This window comes from Pseudomonas marginalis, from assembly GCF_008692035.1.
Classification (GTDB): domain Bacteria; phylum Pseudomonadota; class Gammaproteobacteria; order Pseudomonadales; family Pseudomonadaceae; genus Aquipseudomonas; species Aquipseudomonas marginalis.
Genome location: NZ_VTFG01000001.1, coordinates 3,992,525 through 4,013,367 on the forward strand (window position 1 = coordinate 3,992,525; position 20,843 = coordinate 4,013,367).

General features: G+C 61.2%; 18 protein-coding genes. 6 read left to right on the forward strand and 12 right to left on the reverse strand.

Annotated features, from left to right (window positions below; genetic code table 11):
• Window positions 1–44 precede the first annotated feature (44 nt).
• The 7 genes from FX984_RS18770 to FX984_RS18800 all read right to left on the reverse strand — a co-directional run bounded on the left by FX984_RS18770 (window position 45) and on the right by FX984_RS18800 (window position 9,571).
• Window positions 45–956, reverse strand: a complete 912-nt coding sequence (locus tag FX984_RS18770; RefSeq protein WP_027608249.1) for a response regulator — start codon at window positions 954–956, stop codon at window positions 45–47.
• A 168-nt stretch (window positions 957–1,124) separates the two neighbouring features.
• Entirely contained in the window at window positions 1,125–1,886 is a 762-nt protein-coding gene (gene phoU, locus FX984_RS18775; protein WP_027608248.1) for a phosphate signaling complex protein PhoU, read from the reverse strand.
• 70 nt (window positions 1,887–1,956) lie between these two features.
• A complete protein-coding gene (pstB, locus tag FX984_RS18780; RefSeq protein ID WP_027608247.1) occupies window positions 1,957–2,790 on the reverse strand; it encodes a phosphate ABC transporter ATP-binding protein PstB in 834 nt (277 codons plus the stop codon).
• 133 nt (window positions 2,791–2,923) lie between these two features.
• Window positions 2,924–4,594 (reverse strand): phosphate ABC transporter permease PstA, encoded by a 1,671-nt coding sequence (gene pstA / locus FX984_RS18785; protein ID WP_027608246.1) that lies wholly within the window; start codon window positions 4,592–4,594, stop codon window positions 2,924–2,926.
• A gap of 15 nt (window positions 4,595–4,609) precedes the next feature.
• Window positions 4,610–6,643: an ABC transporter permease subunit gene (locus FX984_RS18790; RefSeq protein WP_175472302.1), complete on the reverse strand. Its 2,034-nt coding sequence runs from the start codon at window positions 6,641–6,643 to the stop codon at window positions 4,610–4,612.
• A gap of 384 nt (window positions 6,644–7,027) precedes the next feature.
• A complete protein-coding gene (locus tag FX984_RS18795; protein ID WP_016978637.1) occupies window positions 7,028–8,014 on the reverse strand; it encodes a phosphate ABC transporter substrate-binding protein PstS in 987 nt (328 codons plus the stop codon).
• 267 nt (window positions 8,015–8,281) lie between these two features.
• The gene (locus FX984_RS18800) at window positions 8,282–9,571 is read right to left on the reverse strand and encodes an MFS transporter (protein WP_027608244.1); all 1,290 of its coding nucleotides are present in this window, start codon (window positions 9,569–9,571) and stop codon (window positions 8,282–8,284) included.
• A gap of 408 nt (window positions 9,572–9,979) precedes the next feature.
• On the opposite strand from FX984_RS18800, the gene FX984_RS18805 reads away from it, so the two are divergent.
• On the forward strand, window positions 9,980–10,384 hold the full coding sequence (locus tag FX984_RS18805; protein WP_003176975.1) for an acyl-CoA thioesterase: 405 nt from the start codon (window positions 9,980–9,982) through the stop codon (window positions 10,382–10,384).
• 57 nt (window positions 10,385–10,441) lie between these two features.
• On the forward strand, window positions 10,442–11,341 hold the full coding sequence (locus FX984_RS18810) for a D-hexose-6-phosphate mutarotase (RefSeq protein WP_146476945.1): 900 nt from the start codon (window positions 10,442–10,444) through the stop codon (window positions 11,339–11,341).
• Window positions 11,342–11,461: 120 nt separating this feature from the next.
• On the opposite strand, the gene FX984_RS18815 is transcribed toward FX984_RS18810, so the two are convergent.
• From FX984_RS18815 to purE, 4 genes are all read right to left on the reverse strand, one after another.
• A complete protein-coding gene (locus FX984_RS18815) occupies window positions 11,462–11,998 on the reverse strand; it encodes a DUF3299 domain-containing protein (protein WP_027608241.1) in 537 nt (178 codons plus the stop codon).
• A 77-nt stretch (window positions 11,999–12,075) separates the two neighbouring features.
• Complete coding sequence (locus FX984_RS18820) at window positions 12,076–12,321, reverse strand: GlsB/YeaQ/YmgE family stress response membrane protein (RefSeq protein ID WP_016978642.1); 246 nt, start codon at window positions 12,319–12,321, stop codon at window positions 12,076–12,078.
• 104 nt (window positions 12,322–12,425) lie between these two features.
• Window positions 12,426–13,511 (reverse strand): 5-(carboxyamino)imidazole ribonucleotide synthase, encoded by a 1,086-nt coding sequence (locus FX984_RS18825; protein ID WP_027608240.1) that lies wholly within the window; start codon window positions 13,509–13,511, stop codon window positions 12,426–12,428.
• An 11-nt stretch (window positions 13,512–13,522) separates the two neighbouring features.
• A complete protein-coding gene (gene purE / locus FX984_RS18830; protein WP_003176980.1) occupies window positions 13,523–14,014 on the reverse strand; it encodes a 5-(carboxyamino)imidazole ribonucleotide mutase in 492 nt (163 codons plus the stop codon).
• Between the two features lie 167 nt (window positions 14,015–14,181).
• Between purE and FX984_RS18835 the strand changes: the two genes are divergently transcribed.
• Window positions 14,182–15,309, forward strand: a complete 1,128-nt coding sequence (locus tag FX984_RS18835) for a hypothetical protein (protein ID WP_139202105.1) — start codon at window positions 14,182–14,184, stop codon at window positions 15,307–15,309.
• 51 nt (window positions 15,310–15,360) lie between these two features.
• On the opposite strand, the gene FX984_RS18840 is transcribed toward FX984_RS18835, so the two are convergent.
• Window positions 15,361–16,281: a LysR substrate-binding domain-containing protein gene (locus FX984_RS18840; RefSeq protein WP_092355923.1), complete on the reverse strand. Its 921-nt coding sequence runs from the start codon at window positions 16,279–16,281 to the stop codon at window positions 15,361–15,363.
• A gap of 182 nt (window positions 16,282–16,463) precedes the next feature.
• Between FX984_RS18840 and aspA the strand changes: the two genes are divergently transcribed.
• From aspA to FX984_RS18855, 3 genes are all read left to right on the forward strand, one after another.
• The gene (gene aspA, locus FX984_RS18845; protein ID WP_146476943.1) at window positions 16,464–17,888 is read left to right on the forward strand and encodes an aspartate ammonia-lyase; all 1,425 of its coding nucleotides are present in this window, start codon (window positions 16,464–16,466) and stop codon (window positions 17,886–17,888) included.
• A gap of 391 nt (window positions 17,889–18,279) precedes the next feature.
• The gene (locus FX984_RS18850) at window positions 18,280–19,725 is read left to right on the forward strand and encodes an alanine/glycine:cation symporter family protein (protein WP_027608238.1); all 1,446 of its coding nucleotides are present in this window, start codon (window positions 18,280–18,282) and stop codon (window positions 19,723–19,725) included.
• A gap of 77 nt (window positions 19,726–19,802) precedes the next feature.
• The gene (locus FX984_RS18855; RefSeq protein WP_146476940.1) at window positions 19,803–20,780 is read left to right on the forward strand and encodes an asparaginase; all 978 of its coding nucleotides are present in this window, start codon (window positions 19,803–19,805) and stop codon (window positions 20,778–20,780) included.
• Window positions 20,781–20,843: the final 63 nt, after the last annotated feature.

The window sequence follows — 20,843 nt, forward strand, 5'->3', positions numbered from 1 at the left end:
AAGGGATCATGACAATCCCGGGGCACGCCCCTTCGGACTGAAGGTCAGGCCCCCGGCACAAAATGCTTCTGCGCCGTACCGCGCGCAATCAGGCGAGAGATGTAGTCAAGCTTCTGCGCATCCTGGTCGATAAAGCGGAAGGTCAGTTGCAGCCAGTCACTGTCCGGCTTGGGTTCGAAGGCGACGATGGCGTGCAGGTAGCCGTTCAGACGCGCCACCTCGGCGTTGTCGCCCTGTTCCAGGTCGAGCACGGCACTTTCCAGTACCTGAGGCAGGACTTCACCGCGACGCACCACCAGCAGCGCTTCCTTGATGCTCAGTGCCTTGATCACGCATTGCTGGGTGCCGCTGGACAGGCGCAACTGGCCCTGGCCACGGCCGCCAGTGGGTGCAGCGCCTGGCGCTTGGACCGGCGGGGCGTTGTTAAGCAGGCCTTTGCTTGGCGCAGAGGCAGCCGCCGCAACGGGGGCTGCACGTACGGCTTCGGGCTTGCCACCGGTCAGGGCACTCAGGGAATCATTGCCGAAGGCCGAGTTCATCTTGGTCGGCGCACTGGCGACCAGGGCGTCGAGGCGACCGACCTTGTGCAGGGCTTGCTTGACCTTGTTCAGCAGTTGCTCGTTGGTGAACGGCTTGCTGACGTAACCGGAAACCCCGGCCTGGATCGCCTGGACCACGTTCTCTTTGTCGCCACGGCTGGTCACCATCACAAACGGCATGGCCTTGAGGTGCGGTTGCTCGCGGCACCAGGTCAACAACTCCAGGCCGGACATCTCCGGCATTTCCCAGTCACACAGCACCAGGTCGAAGCTCTCGCGCATCAGGATGGTCTGGGCCTTCTTGCCGTTTACCGCATCTTCAAGCTTGATCCCGGGGAAGTAGTTGCGCAGGCACTTCTTCACCAGGTCGCGGATAAACGAGGCGTCATCCACCACCAATACACTGACTTTACTCATCGACCCTTCATCCTATAAAAACTTCGGCACGCAAAACGCCTGACTAATGGCATTTTGCCAAAACTCTGTAGTCACGTTCGGACTTTCTTTTACCCGATTCGCAAAAAATTCAGGCGCCACAAACGAAAACGCCCGACCAGAGGCCGGGCGTTAATTTCTCGGGCAACCTTACTTATCGTCAGGTTCGCCCGGAACATTAGGGATTTGATCGGCTGAACCCTCAACTTCGGCCTTCATGCGCTTGAGGCCCATGTGCCGTACGTCGGTACCGCGCACCAGGTAGATCACCAGTTCCGAGATATTGCGCGCGTGATCACCGATCCGCTCCAGGGAGCGCAACACCCAGATGATGCTCAAGACCCGCGAGATAGAGCGCGGGTCTTCCATCATGTAGGTGGCCAGCTCACGCAGGGCGGTCTTGTATTCACGGTCGATGACCTTGTCGTACTGCGCTACCGACAATGCCAGCTCGGCGTCAAAGCGCGCGAAGGCATCCAGGGCATCCCGGACCATGTTGCGCACCTGGTCGCCGATATGACGCACTTCCACATAACCGCGCGGCGCTTCACCCTCTTCGCACAGCTGGATGGCGCGGCGGGCAATCTTGGTGGCTTCATCGCCGATCCGCTCGAGGTCGATCACCGACTTGGAAATGCTGATGATCAGGCGCAGGTCGGATGCCGCCGGCTGGCGACGGGCGAGGATGCGCAGGCATTCTTCGTCGATGTTGCGTTCCATCTGGTTGATCTGGTCGTCGATCTCGCGCACTTGCTGGGCCAGGCCCGAGTCGGCCTCGATCAGCGCAGTGACGGCGTCGTTGACTTGCTTCTCCACCAGCCCGCCCATCGCCAGGAGGTGGCTGCGCACTTCCTCGAGCTCGGCGTTGAACTGCGCGGAGATATGGTGGGTAAGGCCTTCTTTGCTAATCATGTTGGCGTCCTTGGAGCGTCCGGTAAGGTGCGGAGAACCGCAGCGTCAGTGCAATCAGAACCACAGCTTCCTAGCCGTAGCGACCGGTGATGTAGTCTTCGGTCTGCTTCTTCGCCGGATTGGTGAACAGGGTGTCGGTATCGCCGAACTCCACCAGCTTGCCCATGTACATGAACGCGGTGTAGTCGGAAACCCGCGCCGCCTGTTGCATGTTGTGGGTCACGATAACGATGGTGAACTTGGACTTGAGCTCGTAGATCAGTTCTTCGACTTTCAGCGTCGAGATCGGGTCGAGTGCCGAGCACGGTTCGTCGAGCAGCAGCACTTCCGGCTCCACGGCGATGGTGCGCGCGATCACCAGACGCTGCTGCTGGCCGCCGGACAGGCCGAGTGCCGACTCATGCAGGCGGTCCTTGACCTCGTCCCACAGCGCCGCGCCTTTAAGGGCCCACTCAACCGCTTCGTCGAGGATGCGCTTCTTGTTGATGCCCTGGATGCGCAGGCCGTAGACCACGTTTTCGTAGATGGTCTTGGGGAACGGGTTAGGCTTCTGGAACACCATGCCCACACGGCGACGCAGTTCGGCCACGTCTTCGCCCTTGCGGTAGATGTTGGTGCCGTAGAGGTTGATGGCGCCGTCCACACGGCAACCGTCCACCAGGTCGTTCATGCGGTTGAAGGTACGCAGCAGCGTGGACTTGCCGCAGCCCGACGGGCCGATAAAGGCGGTCACGCGCTGCTTGGGGATGTTCATGCTGACGTCGAACAGCGCCTGCTTGTCACCGTAATACAGGCTCAGGCCCGGTACTTCGATGGCCACGGTTTCCTGGGCCAGGCTCAGGCTCTGTTTGTCGCGACCCAGGGCAGACATGTTGATGCCGTGGGAATGGGTGTCGTGTTGCATGGGATGCTCCCTGTGCTGTTGTGTGGGAGGGGGCTTGCCCCCGATAGCGGTGCATCAGGAACATGTGTGCTGGCTGGCACACCGCAATCGGGAGCAAGCCCCCTCCCACAAATAAGTCCGCGTTCAATTCAGATCAGCTGTCCAGCGCCTTGTACTTCTCACGCAGGTGGTTACGAATCCACACTGCCGACAGGTTGAGCGTGGCGATCACCAGCACCAGCAGCAAGGCGGTGGCGTATACCAGCGGCCGTGCGGCCTCGACGTTAGGGCTCTGGAAACCGACGTCATAAATATGGAACCCCAGGTGCATGATCTTCTGGTCCAGGTGCAGGTACGGGTAGTTGCCGTCCAGCGGCAGCGACGGGGCGAGTTTCACCACGCCGACCAGCATCAGCGGCGCCACTTCACCGGCGGCGCGGGCCACGGCGAGGATCATGCCGGTCATCATCGCCGGGCTGGCCATCGGCAGCACGATCTTCCACAGCGTTTCCGCCTTGGTCGCGCCCAGCGCCAGGGAGCCTTCACGCACCGTACGCGGAATCCGCGCCAGGCCTTCTTCGGTGGCCACGATCACCACCGGTACCGCCAGCAGCGCCAGGGTCAGCGAGGCCCAGAGCAGGCCCGGTGTACCGAAGGTCGGTGCCGGCAGCGCTTCGGCGAAGAACAGACGGTCGACCGAGCCACCCAATACATACACGAAGAAACCCAGGCCGAACACGCCGTAGACGATGGCCGGTACACCCGCCAGGTTGTTCACGGCGATGCGGATGATGCGCGTCAGGGTGTTCTGCTTGGCGTATTCACGCAGGTACACCGCCGCCAGCACGCCGAACGGGGTCACGATCATCGCCATGATCAGGGTCATCATCACGGTGCCGAAGATCGCCGGGAAGATCCCGCCTTCGGTGTTGGCTTCCCGCGGGTCATCACTGAGGAATTCCCACACCTTGCTGACGTAGAAACCGATCTTGGTCACGGTCCCCATGGCGTTCGGCTGGTAGGCGTGCACCACCTTGCCGATGCCGATTTCAATTTCCTTGCCGTTGCCATCGCGAGCGGTCAAGGCGTCACGGTTGAACTGGGCGTGCAGGTCGGCCAGGCGCGCTTCGATGTCCTGGTAACGCGCGTTCAGCTCGGCGCGGTCGGCCTCCATGTCGGCCTGGGCGGCCGCGTCGAGCTTGCCTTCCAGTTCCAGTTTGCGGCCATGCAGGCGGATGCGCTCGAGGCCGGCGTTGATCGCGCCGATGTCGGACTTCTCCAGGGTCTTGAGCTGGGCCGCCAGCTTGTTCACGCGGTCCACGCGGGCTTGCAGCTCCGGCCACGCGGCCTCGCCTTCAGCGATGACCTTGCCATCCTGCTTGACGTTGACCAGGGTGCCGTAGAAGTTGCCCCACTCACGACGTTCGATGGTCATCAGGTTCTTCGGCGTGCTCTGGTCCTTCAACCATTCGCCGACGATCCAGGTGAAGTCGTTGCCGTTCAGGTCGCGGTTGCCGACCTTGATCAGCTCGCGGGTCATGAATTCAGGGCCCGCATCGGGCACCGGCAGGCCCGCGCTTTTCAGGCGCTCGCGCGGCACTTCTTCTTTCTGCACCACTTCGCCGATGACGATATGGTTTTCCTGGCCCGGCACGTTGTAGTTGGCCTGGATCAGGTCGGCCGGCCAGAAGTGGCCCAGGCCCCGCACGGCAATCACGGCCAGCAAACCAATGGTCATGATGACCGCGATGGACACCGCGCCACCGCTGATCCAGACGCCCGGAGCGCCGCTCTTGAACCATCCATTCAGGGAGTTCTGTTTCACAGACTTCTACCTTTCTTAAAGCGACGAGTATTTCTTGCGCAGACGCTGACGAATCAGCTCGGCGAGGGTGTTCATGATGAAGGTGAACAGCAGCAGCACCAGCGCCGAGAGGAACAGCACGCGGTAGTGACTGCCGCCGACTTCCGACTCGGGCATTTCCACCGCGACGTTGGCCGCCAGGGTGCGCAGGCCTTCGAACAGGTTCATCTCCATCACCGGCGTGTTGCCGGTGGCCATCAGCACGATCATGGTCTCGCCCACGGCGCGCCCCATGCCGATCATCAGCGCCGAGAAGATGCCCGGGCTGGCGGTCAGGATCACCACGCGGGTCATGGTCTGCCACGGTGTGGCGCCCAGGGCCAGGGAACCCAGGGTCAGGCCGCGCGGTACGCTGAACACGGCGTCTTCGGCGATGGAATAGATGTTCGGGATCACCGCAAAGCCCATGGCCAGGCCGACCACCAGGGCGTTGCGCTGGTCGTAGGTAATGCCCAGGTCGTGGGAGATCCACATGCGCATGTCGCCGCCGAAGAACCAGGTTTCCAGGTACGGGCTCATGTACAGCGAGAGCCAGCCCACGAACAGGATCACCGGGATCAGGATCGCGCTTTCCCAACCATCGGGAACCCGCAGGCGAATGGATTCAGGCAGGCGGCTGAAGACAAACCCGGCCACCAGGATGCCAATCGGCAACAGCATCAGCAGGCTGAAGATCCCCGGCAGATGCCCTTCGACATACGGCGCCAGGAACAGGCCGGCGAAGAAGCCGAGGATCACCGTCGGCATGGCTTCCATCAGTTCGATCACCGGCTTGACCTTGCGGCGCAGGCTCGGGGCCATGAAGTAAGCGGTGTAGATCGCCGCGGCAACAGCCAGTGGCGCCGCCAGCAGCATGGCGTAGAACGCCGCCTTCAGGGTACCGAAGGTCAATGGCGCCAGGCTCATCTTGGGTTCGAAGTCGGTGTTGGCGGCGGTCGATTGCCAGACGTACTTAGGTTCGTCGTAGTTTTCGTACCAGACCTTGCTCCACAACGCGCTCCAGGACACTTCCGGGTGCGGGTTGTCCAGCAGCAGCGGCTGCAGCTTGCCGCCGGCTTCGACGATCACCCGGTTGGCGCGCGGCGACATACCAAACACGCCCTGGCCGTCGACCACCGGATCCACCAGCAGGGTGCGGTGGGCGGTGCTGTGGAACACGCCGAATTTGCCGGAGGCGTCGAGGGCGGTGAAGCCTTTGCGCCGCTCTTCGGCGGTGATTTCCACGATGGGCGCGGTGCCCATCTGAAAGGTACGAATCTGCTTGAAGCGCTGCTCGCCATCCGGGTCGCGGGCCATGAACCACTGGGCCAGGCCGCCTTTGGAGTTACCGACGATCAGCGAGATGCCGCCCACCAACTGGGTGCTGGCGGTGACTTCGGCAGTGCCATCTTCCAGTAATTTGTAGCGACCGTTGAGGCTCCTGTCGCGCAGGCTGAACACATCCGCCAGGGCACGTCCGTTGATCACGTACAGCCACTGCTGGCGTGGATCGATGAAGATCGCCTTCACTGGCTCGGTCATTTGCGGCAGTTCGACACGCTTCTGCTCGCTGGTGACTTCACCGGTCATCATGTTTTCTTCGCGGCTCAGGGTCAGCACGTTCAAGTGCGAACCGGCCGAGCCTGCCACCACCAGCGACGAATCGGTGGCGTTGAGGGCAACATGCTCCAACGGGCGGCCGGCATCGTCGAGCACGATCGGCGTTTCACCGTAGGGGTATTCAATCGCAGGCGTGATGGTTTTCTTGCCGTCCGGGTACGACACCTTATAGGTGTGACGGAACACCAGGGACTGGCCATTGGACAAACCGAGGATCACCAGCGGGCTGCCCGGCTGGTCTTCACCGATGGAAGCCACGCTCACGCCGGGCGCAAGCGGCAGGTCGACACGCTTGAGTTCGGCACCGCTCGTGACGTCAAAGAACAGCGCCTGGCCCTTGTCGGAAACCCGCATGGCGACCTGGTTCTGCTCTTCCAGGGAGATCAACAACGGCTTGCCGGCGTCCTGCATCCAGGCGGGCGTCAGTGCGTCTTCCTTGGTCAGCGAGGCGCCTTGGAACAGTGGCGCGACCACGTAGGCGAGGAAAAAGAAGATCAGGGTGATCGCACCCAGAACGGCGAGGCCGCCCACCAGCACGTACCAACGGGTCAGGCGATCCTTGAGCGCGCGAATACGGCGCTTGCGTTGCAGCTCAGGCGTATTGAAATCAATGCGCTTGGGGGGAGAAGTTGTCGTCATGGTGGAATTGGCCAGATCATTCATGCGCACACCCTAGCGATCCTGTATGACAGAAAGATGACAGTGCAGTGACGCAACAAATCCGCCGCGAAGCAGGGCTGGCAGCGGACTAGAAAATTTGGATGCGGGGCCGGTATCCCGGCCCCGCAGAGGCAATCAGTTGCCTTCTTTCAGACCCAGGTCAGCCAGGGCCTTGGCGGCAACCTTGGCTGGCAGTGGGATGTAGCCGTCCTTGACGACCACTTCCTGGCCCTGTTTGGAAAGAACCAGTTTCACGAACTCGGCTTCCAGCGGGGCCAGAGGCTTGTTCGGGGCTTTGTTGACGTAAACGTAGAGGAAACGCGACAGCGGGTATTTGCCGTTCAGGGCGTTTTCTTCGCTGTCTTCGATGAAGTCAGTGCTGCCTTTCTTGGCCAGGGCCACGGTCTTCACACTGGCGGTCTTGTAGCCGATGCCCGAATAACCGATGCCGTTCAGCGAGGAACTGATCGACTGCACGACCGAAGCCGAGCCGGGTTGTTCGTTCACGTTAGGCTTGTAGTCGCCTTTGCACAGGGCTTCTTCCTTGAAGTAGCCGTAGGTGCCGGATACCGAGTTACGGCCGAACAGTTGCACTGGCTTGTTGGCCAGGTCGCCGGTCACACCCAGGTCACCCCAGGTTTTCACATCGGCTTTGCCACCGCACAGGCGAGTCGAGGAGAAGATCGCGTCGACTTGTTCCATGGTCAGGTGCTGGATCGGGTTGTCCTTGTGCACGAACACGGCCAGGGCGTCCACGGCAACCGGGATAGCGGTTGGCTTGTAGCCGTACTTCTGCTCGAAGGCCGCCAGTTCGGTGTCCTTCATCTTGCGGCTCATCGGGCCCAGGTTGGAGGTGCCTTCAGTCAGCGCAGGTGGCGCGGTGGCGGAGCCGGCAGCTTGAATCTGGATGTTGACGTTCGGGTATTCCTTTTTGTAACCCTCGGCCCACAGGGTCATCAGGTTGGCCAGGGTATCGGAACCGACGCTGGACAAGTTGCCCGACACACCAGTGGTCTTGACGTAAGCCGGGATTGCCGGATCAACACCTGCAGCCACCGCGTTGGCGGTCGCAACGCCAGCAGCGACAAAAGTCATTGCCGCCATCAAACGTTTCAGTTTCATGCCTTGCTCCTAGCAGATAGGGATAGTTGGATCGGGGCCAAGTATCGAGAGGCCGTGTGAACACTCTATGTCTGAAATATGACAATTGGATGAAAGGCCAGCATTGGAGATCACACAACAAAAGGAGAGAAGGTCGGGACGTACGAGGAGGTTAGAGCGACTAAGCGACTTCTTGGAAACAAGCCGTAATTGTTATAAAACGCAAGGCATGTGGCGAGGGAGCTTGCTCCCTCGCCACATGGTTACCGGTAAAAGCGCTAAACGGGGTTACCGCCCGCGCTTCCACAGATACCCACCCACCACCATCCCCATCACGCACAGGACAGCCACGTAGTAGGCCGGCCCCATCGGGCTTTCCTTCATCAGCAGCGACACCGCCAGGGGCGTCAGCCCGCCGAATACGGCGTAGGCCACGTTGTAGGAAAACGACAGGCCACTGAAGCGCACCACGGGCGGGAAGGCTTTCACCATCACGTAAGGCACCACGCCAATGGTGCCGACGAACAGGCCGGTCAAGGCGTACAGCGGGAACAGCCAGTCCGGGTGGGTCATGAGGCTGTGGTACAGCGTCCAGGAGGTCGCCAGCAGCAAGGCGCAACCGCTTACCAGTACACGCCCGGCACCAAAACGGTCAGCCAGGGCGCCGGAGGCAATGCAGCCAAGGCTCAAAGTCACGATGGCCAGGCTATTGGCCTGCAGCGCAACAGTAGGGCTGAAGTGGTAGATGGTCTGCAGCACGGTCGGGGTCATCAGGATGACCACCACGACGCCGGCTGACAGCAGCCAGGTCAGCAGCATCGACAACACGATGGCGCCGCGGTGGTCACGTAATACCGCACGCAATGGCAGCTCGGCGGCCAGGGTCTTGCGTTGCTGCATCTCGGCGAAGATCGGCGTTTCATGCAACCAGCGGCGCAGGTACACCGACAGCAGGCCGAACACGCCACCGAGCAGGAACGGAATGCGCCAGGCGTAATCCGAGACCTGCTCCGGGCTGTAAATAGTGTTGATGGCAGTGGCCACCAGCGAGCCCAGCAGGATCCCTGCGGTCAGGCCGCTGGTCAGGGTGCCGCAGGCGTAGCCGATATGGCGCGGCGGTACGTGTTCGGAGACGAACACCCAGGCGCCGGGAACTTCACCGCCAATCGCTGCGCCCTGGATGATGCGCATCAACAGCAACAGGACCGGTGCCCACAGGCCGATCTGCGCGTAGGTTGGCAGCAGGCCCATGATCAGGGTCGGCACGGCCATCATGAAGATGCTCAGGGTGAACATTTTCTTGCGGCCCAGCAGGTCACCGAAGTGCGCCATGATGATGCCGCCCAGCGGGCGTGCCAGGTAACCGGCGGCGAAGATGCCGAAGGTCTGCATCATGCGCAGCCATTCGGGCATATCGACAGGGAAGAACAGTTTTCCGACCACGGTGGCGAAAAACACGAAAATGATGAAGTCATAAAACTCCAGCGCCCCGCCCAAGGCAGACAGCGACAGGGTTTTGTAGTCGTTGCGGGTCAGCGGGCGCGACGGTTGCGCACTGCTTGCAGGCACGGAGGACATGGCAAGGCTTCTCTTATAGTAGTCAGCTTGATAAGGACGACACGCCCGGGACCGGCGGCGGTCTGGCAAGATAGCAAATCGCTTGTAAAAGCACAGCGCCAGGAGAACAGTTGCGCGCAAAAGCCGCGATACAGCGGCTATTTACCGACCAAATGAGCGCCGGGAGGTCGTCGTGGCGCCAGGGTCTCGATATACTCGGCCCTTGCAAGCGCAAGAACCCCAGGCTTGAGGGGCTGCTGCGCCAAAACGTCGTTGGGTGCCATCCAGCCGATTTGGCAGAGTTTCCCTTTAGTACGCCTTACGAGAAACGTATCGAACGGAGTATGTTTGTGCTGAAACGTTTTTCTAACAGTCGGCTATCCACCTTGCTCCACCTATAAAAGCGTCACGGGTCAGAGGCCCCCCGGCATGATCGAACTCGAACAAGAAGATCCTATCCCGCAAGGCGATCTCGCCCTGCAAATCACCGCGCTCCCGCGTGAAACCAACGGTTTTGGCGATATCTTCGGCGGCTGGCTGGTCGCGCAGATGGACCTCGCCGGTACCGCCATGGCCAGCAAGGTCGCAGGCGGGCGTGTGGCCACCGTGGCCATTGACCGCATGGCGTTCCTGGTGCCGGTGGCAGTGGGCGCGCAACTGTCCTTCTATACCCAGGCCCTGGAAATCGGCCGCAGCTCGATCCAGATGATGGTCGAAGTGTGGAGCGACGACCCGCTGTCCAGCGAATGGCGCAAGGTCACCGAGGCGGTGTTTGTATTTGTCGCTATCGATGGCAGCGGCCGCACACGCTCGGTGCCATCGCGCGCGCGTTAAACCTCGCGGGGTTTTGACGGTCAATTGCCCCATTGCCTGCCATTGAGAGTGCCTGCTATGCCTACGCCCCACGTTGAGACCGTGAAAGTCGACGAACTGGACTGCTGGCGCATCCGCCATAACGGCGCCGAGCTGATGATTGCCCAGCAGGGCGCGCATATCTTCAGTTACGGCCGCGAAGGCGAGCAGCCGCTGATCTGGCCGAACCCTGAGGCGGTGTTCAAGAAGGGCAAGGGCATTCGTACTGGCGTACCAGTGTGCTGGCCCTGGTTTGGGGTGTTCGACCGCAACCCGCCCAGCGTAAAGGCGATGCGCCAAAGTGATCAGCCTGCGGGCGCTCACGGTTTCGTGCGTACCACGACCTGGGTATTGGCCGGGACCTCCCTTGAAGGTGAAGCGCTGCGAGTGGACCTTGAACTACCGGTTCCTGCAGGCGGCTTCCCCGGCTGGCCCCATCAGGTCGACCTGAGCCTGAGCCTGCTGCTGGACGATCAACTGCACATCCGCCTGACCAGCCACAACCGTGGCGACGGCACTGTCACGCTCAGCCAGGCGCTGCACACCTACTTCGCCGTGAGCGACGTACGCAACGTGCAGGTCGAAGGCCTGGACGGCTCGGCGTACATCGATACCGCCGATGGCTGGAGCGAGAAAACCCAGTCCGGCCTGCTGCACTTCACTGCCGAGACCGACCGCATCTACCTCGATACGCCCCCGTCGCTGAGCATCCTCGATCAGGACTGGCAGCGTCGCATCCAGCTCACCAGCCAAGGCTCGAAATCCACCGTGATCTGGAACCCCTGGACCGAACGCGCCAAGGCCTTCGACGACATGGCCGATGATGGCTGGCAGGGCATGCTGTGCATCGAGACGGCGAATGTGCTGGATGATGTGGTGACGCTGGCGCCGGGTGAAAGCCACACGCTGGGTGTGAGCATCACCGGTGTTACCCGGTAGATGGAGTTCCAAATGTGGGAGGGGGCTTGCCCCCGATAGCGGTGAATCAGTCACCAAAGACAGTGACTGGCACCCTGCTATCGGGGGCAAGCCCCCTCCCACATTGGGTTCAGCGGAAGCTTATAGATCGGATTCCTTTACGACCCGCACCTTGCCCGCATCCAGCGCATAGGCGGCGTCGGCCAAATCGTTGTTCACCGTCTCCACCTTCAACGTGCCGGTCACCCACAGCGGCGTGTAGATATCATCCAGCTTCAAACCCTTGGGATAACGCACCAGCACCAACTGGTTAGGCGGCGGTGGCGGCACGTGGATGCAGGCGCCCGGGTATGGCACCAGGAAGAACAGCGTGCTGCGCCCCTTGGCGTCGGTTTCCAACGGCACCGGGTAGCCGCCGATCCGGATGTTCCTGCCGTTCATGGCGGCCACGGTCTTGGTCGAATACATCACCGCCGGCAAGCCTTTGCTCTGCTTCAGGCCACCTTTGTCGGTGAACGTGCCTTGGGCTTCGGGGGAGTTGTGATCGATCTCGGGCATGGCCTCGAGGGCCTTCTGGTCCGACAGCGGCATCAGGTCGAGCCAGTCGGTTTCCGGCAATTCACCGGCATGGGCCAGGCCAGAGCCCAGCAGAAGAAGAGTCAACAGGAGACGGCGCATGGAGAGGCTCGGCAAGTACAAGTGGCGAGCATTCTAGCCCTCTGCGCCTGCGCAGCGCAGAGGACTTTGTCGGCTGATTACTTCTTTTTGATCAGGCCGTAGATCACCAGCAGGATGATTGCGCCGACCAGTGCGCCGATAAAGCCTGCGCCTTGACCCGCCTGGTAGATGCCCAGCGCCTGGCCACCGTAGGTCGCGGCCAGGGAACCGGCGATACCCAGCAGGATGGTCATGATCCAGCCCATGCTGTCGTCGCCGGGCTTGAGGAAACGCGCCAACAGGCCGACGATCAAGCCGATAAAGATGGTTCCGATGATACCCATGGCATTTCCCTCTGAATGAAGTGAGCTATGCCAAAGCCTAGACAGGCTTTGGCATCCTGCAATCAGAGGACGGCGATAACCAATGGTTCCCGCCGATCCCCGGGTTATTGCTCGGCGATCAGCGCTTCGACCTTGAGGATCTGCGCTTGCAGCGTTGCGCGGTCCTTGCAGCGCAGGTTGGCGTGGCCGACCTTGCGCCCGGCCTTGAAGGCCTTGCCGTAGTGATGCAGATGGCAGTCTTCGATGGCGATCACGCGCTCCACCGGCGGTACCACGCCGATAAAGTTGAGCATCGCGCTCTCACCGACCTTGGCCGTGGAGCCCAATGGCAAGCCCGCGACAGCGCGCAGGTGGTTTTCGAACTGGCTGCACTCGGCGCCTTCGGTGGTCCAGTGCCCGGAGTTATGCACACGCGGGGCGATTTCGTTGGCCTTGAGGCCGCCGTCGACTTCAAAGAACTCGAACGCCATCACACCGACGTAATCCAGCTGCTTGAGCACGCGGCTGGAATAGTCTTCGGCCAGGGCCTGCAACGGGTGATCGGTGCTGGCCACGGACAGCTTGAGGATGCCGCTGTCGTGGGTGTTGTGCACCAACGGGTAGAAGCGGGTCTCACCATCCCGGGCACGCACGGCGATCAACGAGACTTCGCCGGTGAACGGCACGAAGCCTTCCAGCAGGCAGGCCACGCTGCCCAGTTCGGCGAAGGTGCCGACCACATCGGCGGCGGTGCGCAGGACTTTCTGGCCCTTGCCGTCGTAACCCAGGGTGCGGGTTTTCAGCACGGCCGGCAGGCCGATGCTGGCGACGGCGGCGTCCAGGTCCGCCTGGGACTGGATATCGGCGAAGGCTGGGGTCGGAATGCCCAGGTCCTTGAACATGCTCTTCTCGAACCAGCGGTCACGGGCAATACGCAAGGCTTCGGCGCTCGGGTACACCGGTACGAACTGCGACAGGAAGGCCACGGTTTCGGCCGGTACGCTTTCAAACTCGAACGTCACCAAATCGACTTCGTCGGCCAGTTGGCGCAGGTGGTCCGGGTCGCTGTAGTCAGCGCGCAGGTGTTCACCCAAGGCTGCCGCACAGGCGTCCGGCGCCGGGTCCAGGAAAGCGAAGTTCATCCCCAGCGGGGTACCCGCCAGGGCCAGCATGCGGCCCAGTTGGCCGCCACCGATTACACCGATTTTCATCGTCAACACCCTCAGGCGATACGTGGGTCTGGATTGTCCAGCACGCTGTCTGTCTGCTCGGCACGGAATTTCTTCAGCACCGCGTGGAACTGCGGGTGCTTGGCGCCCAGGATACTGGCGGACAGCAAGGCGGCGTTGATCGCACCGGCCTTGCCGATCGCCAGGGTGGCCACCGGGATACCGGCCGGCATCTGCACGATGGACAACAGCGAATCCACGCCCGAGAGCATTGCCGACTGCACCGGTACGCCAAGCACCGGCAGGTGGGTCTTGGCCGCACACATGCCCGGCAGGTGTGCGGCACCGCCGGCACCGGCGATGATCACCTCGATGCCACGGGATTCTGCTTCATCGGCATACTGGAACAGCAAATCCGGGGTGCGGTGGGCAGAGACCACTTTCACTTCATACGGAATGCCGAGTTTTTCCAGCATATCGGCGGTGTGGCTAAGGGTGGACCAATCGGACTTGGAGCCCATGATCACGCCAACCAATGCACTCATCGTCGTGCCTCTTCTCTCTGGGCGCCCGCAGGCGCGTCAAAAAACAACAAGCCACGCGGGAAATCCGGCGTGGCTTGTTGTACGAAATGTGGCCGGTTGGACCGGCCGAAGGCCGCGCAGTATACCGTAATAATCCAGATAAACAGCCCCTGGAATGACCATCTGTCATGACAGCTGCCAATCCCGGCTTTGCTGACCTGAAAGTCAATCAAGCCGCGCTCCGCCCTACAGCTTTAAATGCATTTTCCCCGAGAATAAAAGCCTTGCCGCCTACAACGTCAGGGATTGAAAAAAACAGGCCTCTCAGAAAAAAAAACAAACAATCCTGCACTTTCAAAGTTCTGTTTCGCACGCCTATTTTAACCGCCTCAACAAGGAGGAATAACTTGAGCACTATTAACCCCCCAACCCTCCCAGCAATGCAAACCATCACGCCTGAAAACAACCAAGCCCTATCCAAGCACCCCGAACAAAAACCCGCCTCATATTTTGCCCCCGACCGAGTATCCACCGACCGGCTAAACCCGCACCGCCTGAACATGACCATTAATGATCAGAAGTTTTCCCTTGAAATGCGACCCGAAGTACCAGGGCCGGGTTTGCAGCACCAAACGGCTGACTCTGCAAGAAGCAAACGCTCAGTGGACGATCACCATCACACTTCAACCGGCAAGCGTCCCATCAACTTACACATCGTGATTCATGAAGATCTAAAAGGTGTAGATCGTAACCAGCTGTTCAATGAACATTTCTCCTGGCTGAAAACTGAACTTGAAGAAATTTCCGGCAGAGACATACATTTTTCTTTCCTCTCCCCACACGAAATGCGCCACATGAACTACAAACATGAAGACTTTGGAAAAGCAGGCCAAGCCTGGGCTCAAGAAGTTGAAGACCTGCGAGACAAACTCGGATTCGATCCAGATATAAACAAATTCTTGCTTTTAACCAAAGATGATTTAGCAAAAGGTGTTGCCGGAACCGGCGTTAGCGATTACGCAATCGCGAAAGCGCACTCTGTCGTTCCAGCTCACGAAGTAGGCCACATGTTCGGCGCGACCCATGAAGACGCCGAAAAATACTTTAATAAGGAGGGCAAAACGATTTCATCGCTATACGGCGAGAGCGTCGCGCTCGAGGTAATACGGAAAATCCCACAATTCCGCCGTATATGGGGTTACCAGCCATCAATTATGAATGGAGGTGACGGCATACAGCAGCCTCAGGGGCAGGCTTACCGCTTCAGCGACAAAAACAGAGAAAATATCCGTAATTACCTCAAGAACATCCCTTGATGCGGCTATACCGCCCATCTTACAAAGAAAGCCAATCCTGTTGACTTTCCTCTAGCCTGCCGCCCCGCCGGCAGTCGCCGCGCCACCTTCCAACTTGCGCCACAACAACCGCACATTCGCCTTGCGCACCAGCGCGCAGCGATACAGACGAATTTCCAGCGGCACGTGCCATTGCGGCCCGCCGCAGACCACCAACTCACCGCGGGCCAGTTCGGCACGCACGCTCAGTTGCGGCACCCAGGCGATGCCCAGGCCTTCCAGGGCCATGCTTTTGAGGCTGTCGGCCATGGCGGTTTCGTACACCGTGGTAAAGCGCAGCGCGCGCTGGCGCAGCAACAGGTGCACGGAACGGCCGAGGAACGCCCCGGCGCTGTAGGCCAGCAGCGGCACACTGCCCTCGCCTTCGAGGTCGAACAGCGGCTTGCCGTCGGCGTCGGCCGCGCATACCGGGAGCATTTCGGTGTTGCCCAGGTGCAGTGAGGGGAAGATCTCGGCGTCCATCTGCATGGCCGCATCCGGGTCGTAGAAGGCCAGCATCAAATCGCAACCGCCTTCGCGCAGGGCGTGCACGGCGTCACCGACGTTGGTGGCAACCAGCCGCGTGGCGATGTTCAGGCCGTCGTTGCGCAGCTGCGCGATCCAGCGCGGAAAGAAACCCAGCGCCAGGGAGTGGGCAGCGGCCACCTGCATGACTTCGCCCTGCCCGCCTTCCAGGTGATGCAAATGGCGCAGCACTTCGCCGAGCTGCTCGACCACGGTACGCGCGGTGACCAGGAACAACTGCCCCGCCGCCGTCAGCTCAACCGGCGTGCGCGAGCGGTTGACCAGGGTCAGGCCCAATGCGGCCTCAAGGCTGCGGATACGTCGGCTGAACGCCGGCTGGGTGACAAAGCGCCGCTCCGCCGCCTGGGAAAAGCTGCGAGTCGCCGCCAGGGCGCTGAAGTCTTCCAGCCATTTGCTCTCAAGGTTCATCACTGCCTCCCACGGGTACGCACCATTTTGGCACACACGCCCGCCATGATAGCCGGGTCACACTCACATTATGCCGTTTATGCATAGGCCAGTGTTTAACAGCATTGGCCCAAAATTTCCTACAGGCCTAGCATTCGCAGCGTTCCGGCCTGTTCCGGGTCCATATCGAGATGATTTCCGTCATGTCCTCCGCTGCATCATTCCGCACAGAAAAAGACCTGCTTGGCGTACTCGAAGTACCTGCCCAAGCGTATTACGGCATCCAGACCCTGCGAGCGGTGAATAACTTCCGCCTCTCGGGCGTTCCGATTTCGCATTACCCGAAATTGGTGGTCGGCCTGGCAATGGTCAAGCAAGCGGCGGCTGATGCCAACCGCGAGTTGGGCCAGCTCAGCGAAGCCAAGCACGCGGCCATCAGCGAAGCCTGTGCCCGCCTGATCCGCGGCGATTTCCACGAAGAATTCGTGGTGGACATGATTCAAGGCGGCGCCGGCACTTCAACCAACATGAATGCCAACGAAGTCATCGCCAACATCGCGTTGGAGGCCATGGGCCACAACAAGGGCGAATACCAGTACCTGCACCCCAACAACGACGTGAACATGGCGCAGTCGACCAACGACGCCTACCCGACCGCGATCCGCCTGGGCCTGCTGTTGGGCCACGACGCGCTGCTGGCCAGCCTCGACAGCCTGATCCAGGCGTTCGCCGCCAAGGGCGTCGAGTTCAGCCACGTGCTGAAAATGGGCCGCACCCAATTGCAGGACGCCGTGCCGATGACCCTCGGCCAGGAATTCCGTGCGTTCGCCACTACCCTCGGTGAAGACCTGGCCCGCCTGAAAACCCTGGCGCCAGAGCTGCTCACCGAAGTGAACCTGGGCGGTACCGCCATCGGCACCGGCATCAACGCCGACCCACGCTACCAGGCCCTGGCCGTACAACGCCTGGCCGTTATCAGCGGCCAGCCAGTGGTCCCGGCTGCCGACCTGATCGAAGCCACCTCCGACATGGGCGCCTTCGTGCTGTTCTCCGGCATGCTCAAGCGTACCGCCGTGAAACTGTCGAAGATCTGCAACGACCTGCGCCTGCTGTCCAGCGGCCCACGCACCGGCATCAACGAGATCAACCTGCCGGCGCGCCAGCCAGGCAGCTCGATCATGCCCGGCAAGGTCAACCCGGTGATCCCGGAAGCGGTCAACCAAGTCGCGTTCCAAGTCATCGGCAACGACCTGGCCCTGACCATGGCGGCCGAAGGCGGCCAGCTGCAACTGAACGTGATGGAGCCGCTGATCGCCTTCAAGATCTTCGACTCGATCCGCCTGCTGCAACGCGCCATGGACATGCTGCGCGAGCACTGCATCGTCGGCATCACCGCCAACGAAGCCCGCTGCCGCGAACTGGTGGAACACTCCATCGGCCTGGTCACCGCGCTGAACCCGTACATCGGCTATGAAAACGCCACCCGCATTGCGCGTATCGCCCTCGAAAGCGGCCGCGGCGTGCTGGAACTGGTGCGCAAAGAAGGCTTGCTCGACGACGCCATGCTCGACGACATCCTGCGCCCCGAAAACATGATTGCCCCACGCCTGGTCCCGTTGAAGGCCTAAGCGTTTGTTGCACCGCTCACCAGGTTGAGGGACTAGACACCTCTCACCTTTTGAGGGCCTGAAGGCTCGTTCTTCAGGCCCTTTTTTTTGCCTCAAGGTTGTGAAATGACGCCCATAAAAAATCCAATATCGCCCTGCAAACCCTCCTTGCCTGTAACAGCTTGGCTGAAACCTTTAATCAGCCCGAGCAGACGGATCACGTTCGCCTAGGTATAGTGCCGCCCCTCTTCGCGTCTGCGGCCGTCGGTAACGAGCCCGGATACACGCGATAGCGCATGAATAACAACACCCGCAAAAGGATTGGGGTCGAACCGTCGCGCACTGCCTGGTGCTATGCGAGGGGTAGGACCGTCCTGCGTTTGCCATTAGAAAAATCAGCGAGGAACACTCCATGCTCGAAGTCATCAACGACTTCCTCTCAGGGAAAGTACTGATCGTGCTCATTGTCGGGCTCGGCGGTTATTTCACGATCCGCTCGCGTTTCGTTCAATTGCGTCACTTTTTCCACATGTTTTCGGTGTTTCGCGACAGCCTGAAAAACAGCTCCGACCAACTCAGCTCGTTCCAGGCGCTGATGCTCAGCCTGGCCGGGCGTGTCGGTGCCGGTAACATCGCGGGTGTCGGCATTGCCGTGACCCTGGGCGGCCCGGGTGCCGTGTTCTGGATGTGGGTCACCGCGCTGGTGGGCATGTCTTCGAGCTTTATCGAGTGCTCCCTCGGCCAGTTGTACAAGCGCACTGACGCGGAAGGTACCTACCGTGGCGGCCCGGCCTATTACATCCAGCACGGCCTGCACAAGCGCTGGCTGGGGATGGTCATGGCGTTCCTGCTGCTGGTGACCTTCGGCTTTGCCTTCAACGGCCTGCAAGCCCACGCGGTGACCCACTCGCTGAACAACGCGTTTGGCCTGGACACCACCTACACCGGCCTGGCCCTGGCGGTATTGCTGGGCCTGGTGTTCATCGGCGGGATCAAGCGCATCGCCTCGATCGCCGACCTGCTGGTACCGGTCAAGACCCTGGTCTACATCGCCGTGACCCTGTATGTGATCGTGCTGCAATTCGACCACGTACCGGCCATGCTCGCGACCATCGTCAAAAGCGCCTTCGGCCTCGACCAAGCCTTCGGCGGCCTGGTGGGCAGCGCAATCATCATGGGTGTGAAACGCGGCGTGTTCGCCAACGAAGCCGGCCTGGGCAGTGCGCCCAACGTAGCGGCCGTCGCTTCGGTAGAACACCCGATCGCCCAAGGCGTGGTCCAGGCGTTCAGCGTGTTCCTCGACACCTTCGTGATCTGCACCTGCACCGCGCTGCTGATCCTGCTCTCCGGTTTCTACACCCCAGGCTTCGAAGGCGACGGCATTGCCCTGACCCAGAACTCCCTGGCCGCTGTGGTGGGTGACTGGGGCCGCATGTTTATCTCGGTGGCCCTGGCGTTGTTCGTGTTTACCTCGATCATGTACAACTACTACCTGGGCGAGAGCAACCTGCGCTTCCTGGTGGGCAACAACCGCAAGGTGCTGATGGGCTATCGCGCGCTGGTGCTGGTGCTGATTTTCTGGGGTTCGATCGAGAACCTGAGCACCGTGTTCGCCTTCGCCGACATCACCATGACCATGCTGGCGTTCGTCAACCTGTTCGCCCTGGCATTCCTGTTCAAGATTGCCATGCGCATCCTGAACGACTACGACAACCAGCGCGCGGCAGGCATCAAGACCCCGGTGTTCGACTCCAGCCAGTTCCCAGACCTGGACCTGGATCGCAAGGCCTGGCCGGCCAATCCGGTAAAACCGCAAGCGACCCCAGCGGCGGAACTGAACGCTCAAGTGCAACGCTGAGCGTAGACAGATGACACGCCGCCCGGCCTTGGGCATGCTCTGGGCCCGGCGGCGTTTTTCGTTCAGGAGAATCTTCGATGTCCCCAGCCAATAACCTCATGGTGCTCTACACCGGTGGCACCATCGGCATGCAGGCCAGCGCCAATGGCCTGGCCCCCGCATCCGGTTTTGAAGCGCGCATGCGCGAACAGCTCGCCAACGTGTCAGTACCCGCCTGGCGCTTCCGGGAAATGTCCCCGCTGATCGACAGCGCCAACATGACCCCCGCCTACTGGCAGCGCCTGCGCACCGCCGTGGTCGAGGCCGTGGATGACGGTTGCGATGCCGTGCTGATCCTGCACGGCACCGACACCCTGGCCTACAGCGCGGCGGCGATGAGCTTCCAGCTGTTGGGCTTGCCGGCGCCGGTGGTGTTCACCGGCTCGATGTTGCCTGCCGGCGTACCCGACAGCGATGCCTGGGAAAACGTCAGCGGAGCCCTGCTGGCGTTGGGCGAGGGCCTGGCGCCCGGCGTGCACCTGTACTTCCACGGCGCGCTGATGGCCCCGACCCGCTGCGCGAAGATCCGCAGCTTTGGTCGCCATCCGTTCGCCGCGCTGCAGCGCAACGGCGGTGTGGCCAAGGCCGAAGCGCTGCACGCCGCGCTGGATTACCGCCAACCGAAGGCCCTGGCCAATGTCGGTGTATTGCCGCTGGTACCAGGCATCGCCGCAGCACCATTGGACGCATTGCTCGGCAGCGGCATCCAGGCACTGGTGCTGGAATGCTTCGGCAGCGGCACCGGGCCCAGCGATAACCCTGAGTTTCTTGCCAGCCTCCAGCGCGCCGAAGAAAACGGCATCGTGGTCGTGGCAATCACCCAATGCCATGAAGGCGGCGTGGAACTGGATGTGTACGAAGCCGGCAGCCGCCTGCGCGGCGTGGGCGTGTTGTCAGGCGGCGGCATGACCCGTGAAGCGGTATTCGGCAAGCTCAACGCGTTGCTCGGGGCCGGGCTGTCCATCGCCGAAGTCCGGCGACTGGTAGAGCTGGACCTGTGCGGCGAACTGAGCTGACCCCACCGCCGCACTGTAGATAGTCACCCCCTTCCCTGGCTGGCCGGCCCCTAGGATGGAACA

Coding starts and splice junctions, on each gene's coding strand:
- FX984_RS18810 (WP_146476945.1), top strand. CDS start 10,442: ATGCCTACGCCCCACGTTGAGACCGTGAAAGTCGACGAACTGGACTGC.
- purE (WP_003176980.1), bottom strand. CDS start 14,014: ATGAGTGCATTGGTTGGCGTGATCATGGGCTCCAAGTCCGATTGGTCC.
- FX984_RS18790 (WP_175472302.1), bottom strand. CDS start 6,643: ATGCAGGACGCCGGCAAGCCGTTGTTGATCTCCCTGGAAGAGCAGAAC.
- FX984_RS18840 (WP_092355923.1), bottom strand. CDS start 16,281: ATGAACCTTGAGAGCAAATGGCTGGAAGACTTCAGCGCCCTGGCGGCG.
- FX984_RS18805 (WP_003176975.1), top strand. CDS start 9,980: ATGATCGAACTCGAACAAGAAGATCCTATCCCGCAAGGCGATCTCGCC.
- FX984_RS18815 (WP_027608241.1), bottom strand. CDS start 11,998: ATGCGCCGTCTCCTGTTGACTCTTCTTCTGCTGGGCTCTGGCCTGGCC.
- phoU (WP_027608248.1), bottom strand. CDS start 1,886: ATGATTAGCAAAGAAGGCCTTACCCACCATATCTCCGCGCAGTTCAAC.
- FX984_RS18820 (WP_016978642.1), bottom strand. CDS start 12,321: ATGGGTATCATCGGAACCATCTTTATCGGCTTGATCGTCGGCCTGTTG.
- FX984_RS18795 (WP_016978637.1), bottom strand. CDS start 8,014: ATGAAACTGAAACGTTTGATGGCGGCAATGACTTTTGTCGCTGCTGGC.
- FX984_RS18855 (WP_146476940.1), top strand. CDS start 19,803: ATGTCCCCAGCCAATAACCTCATGGTGCTCTACACCGGTGGCACCATC.
- FX984_RS18800 (WP_027608244.1), bottom strand. CDS start 9,571: ATGTCCTCCGTGCCTGCAAGCAGTGCGCAACCGTCGCGCCCGCTGACC.
- FX984_RS18770 (WP_027608249.1), bottom strand. CDS start 956: ATGAGTAAAGTCAGTGTATTGGTGGTGGATGACGCCTCGTTTATCCGC.
- FX984_RS18835 (WP_139202105.1), top strand. CDS start 14,182: ATGACAGCTGCCAATCCCGGCTTTGCTGACCTGAAAGTCAATCAAGCC.
- pstB (WP_027608247.1), bottom strand. CDS start 2,790: ATGCAACACGACACCCATTCCCACGGCATCAACATGTCTGCCCTGGGT.
- aspA (WP_146476943.1), top strand. CDS start 16,464: ATGTCCTCCGCTGCATCATTCCGCACAGAAAAAGACCTGCTTGGCGTA.
- FX984_RS18825 (WP_027608240.1), bottom strand. CDS start 13,511: ATGAAAATCGGTGTAATCGGTGGCGGCCAACTGGGCCGCATGCTGGCC.
- FX984_RS18850 (WP_027608238.1), top strand. CDS start 18,280: ATGCTCGAAGTCATCAACGACTTCCTCTCAGGGAAAGTACTGATCGTG.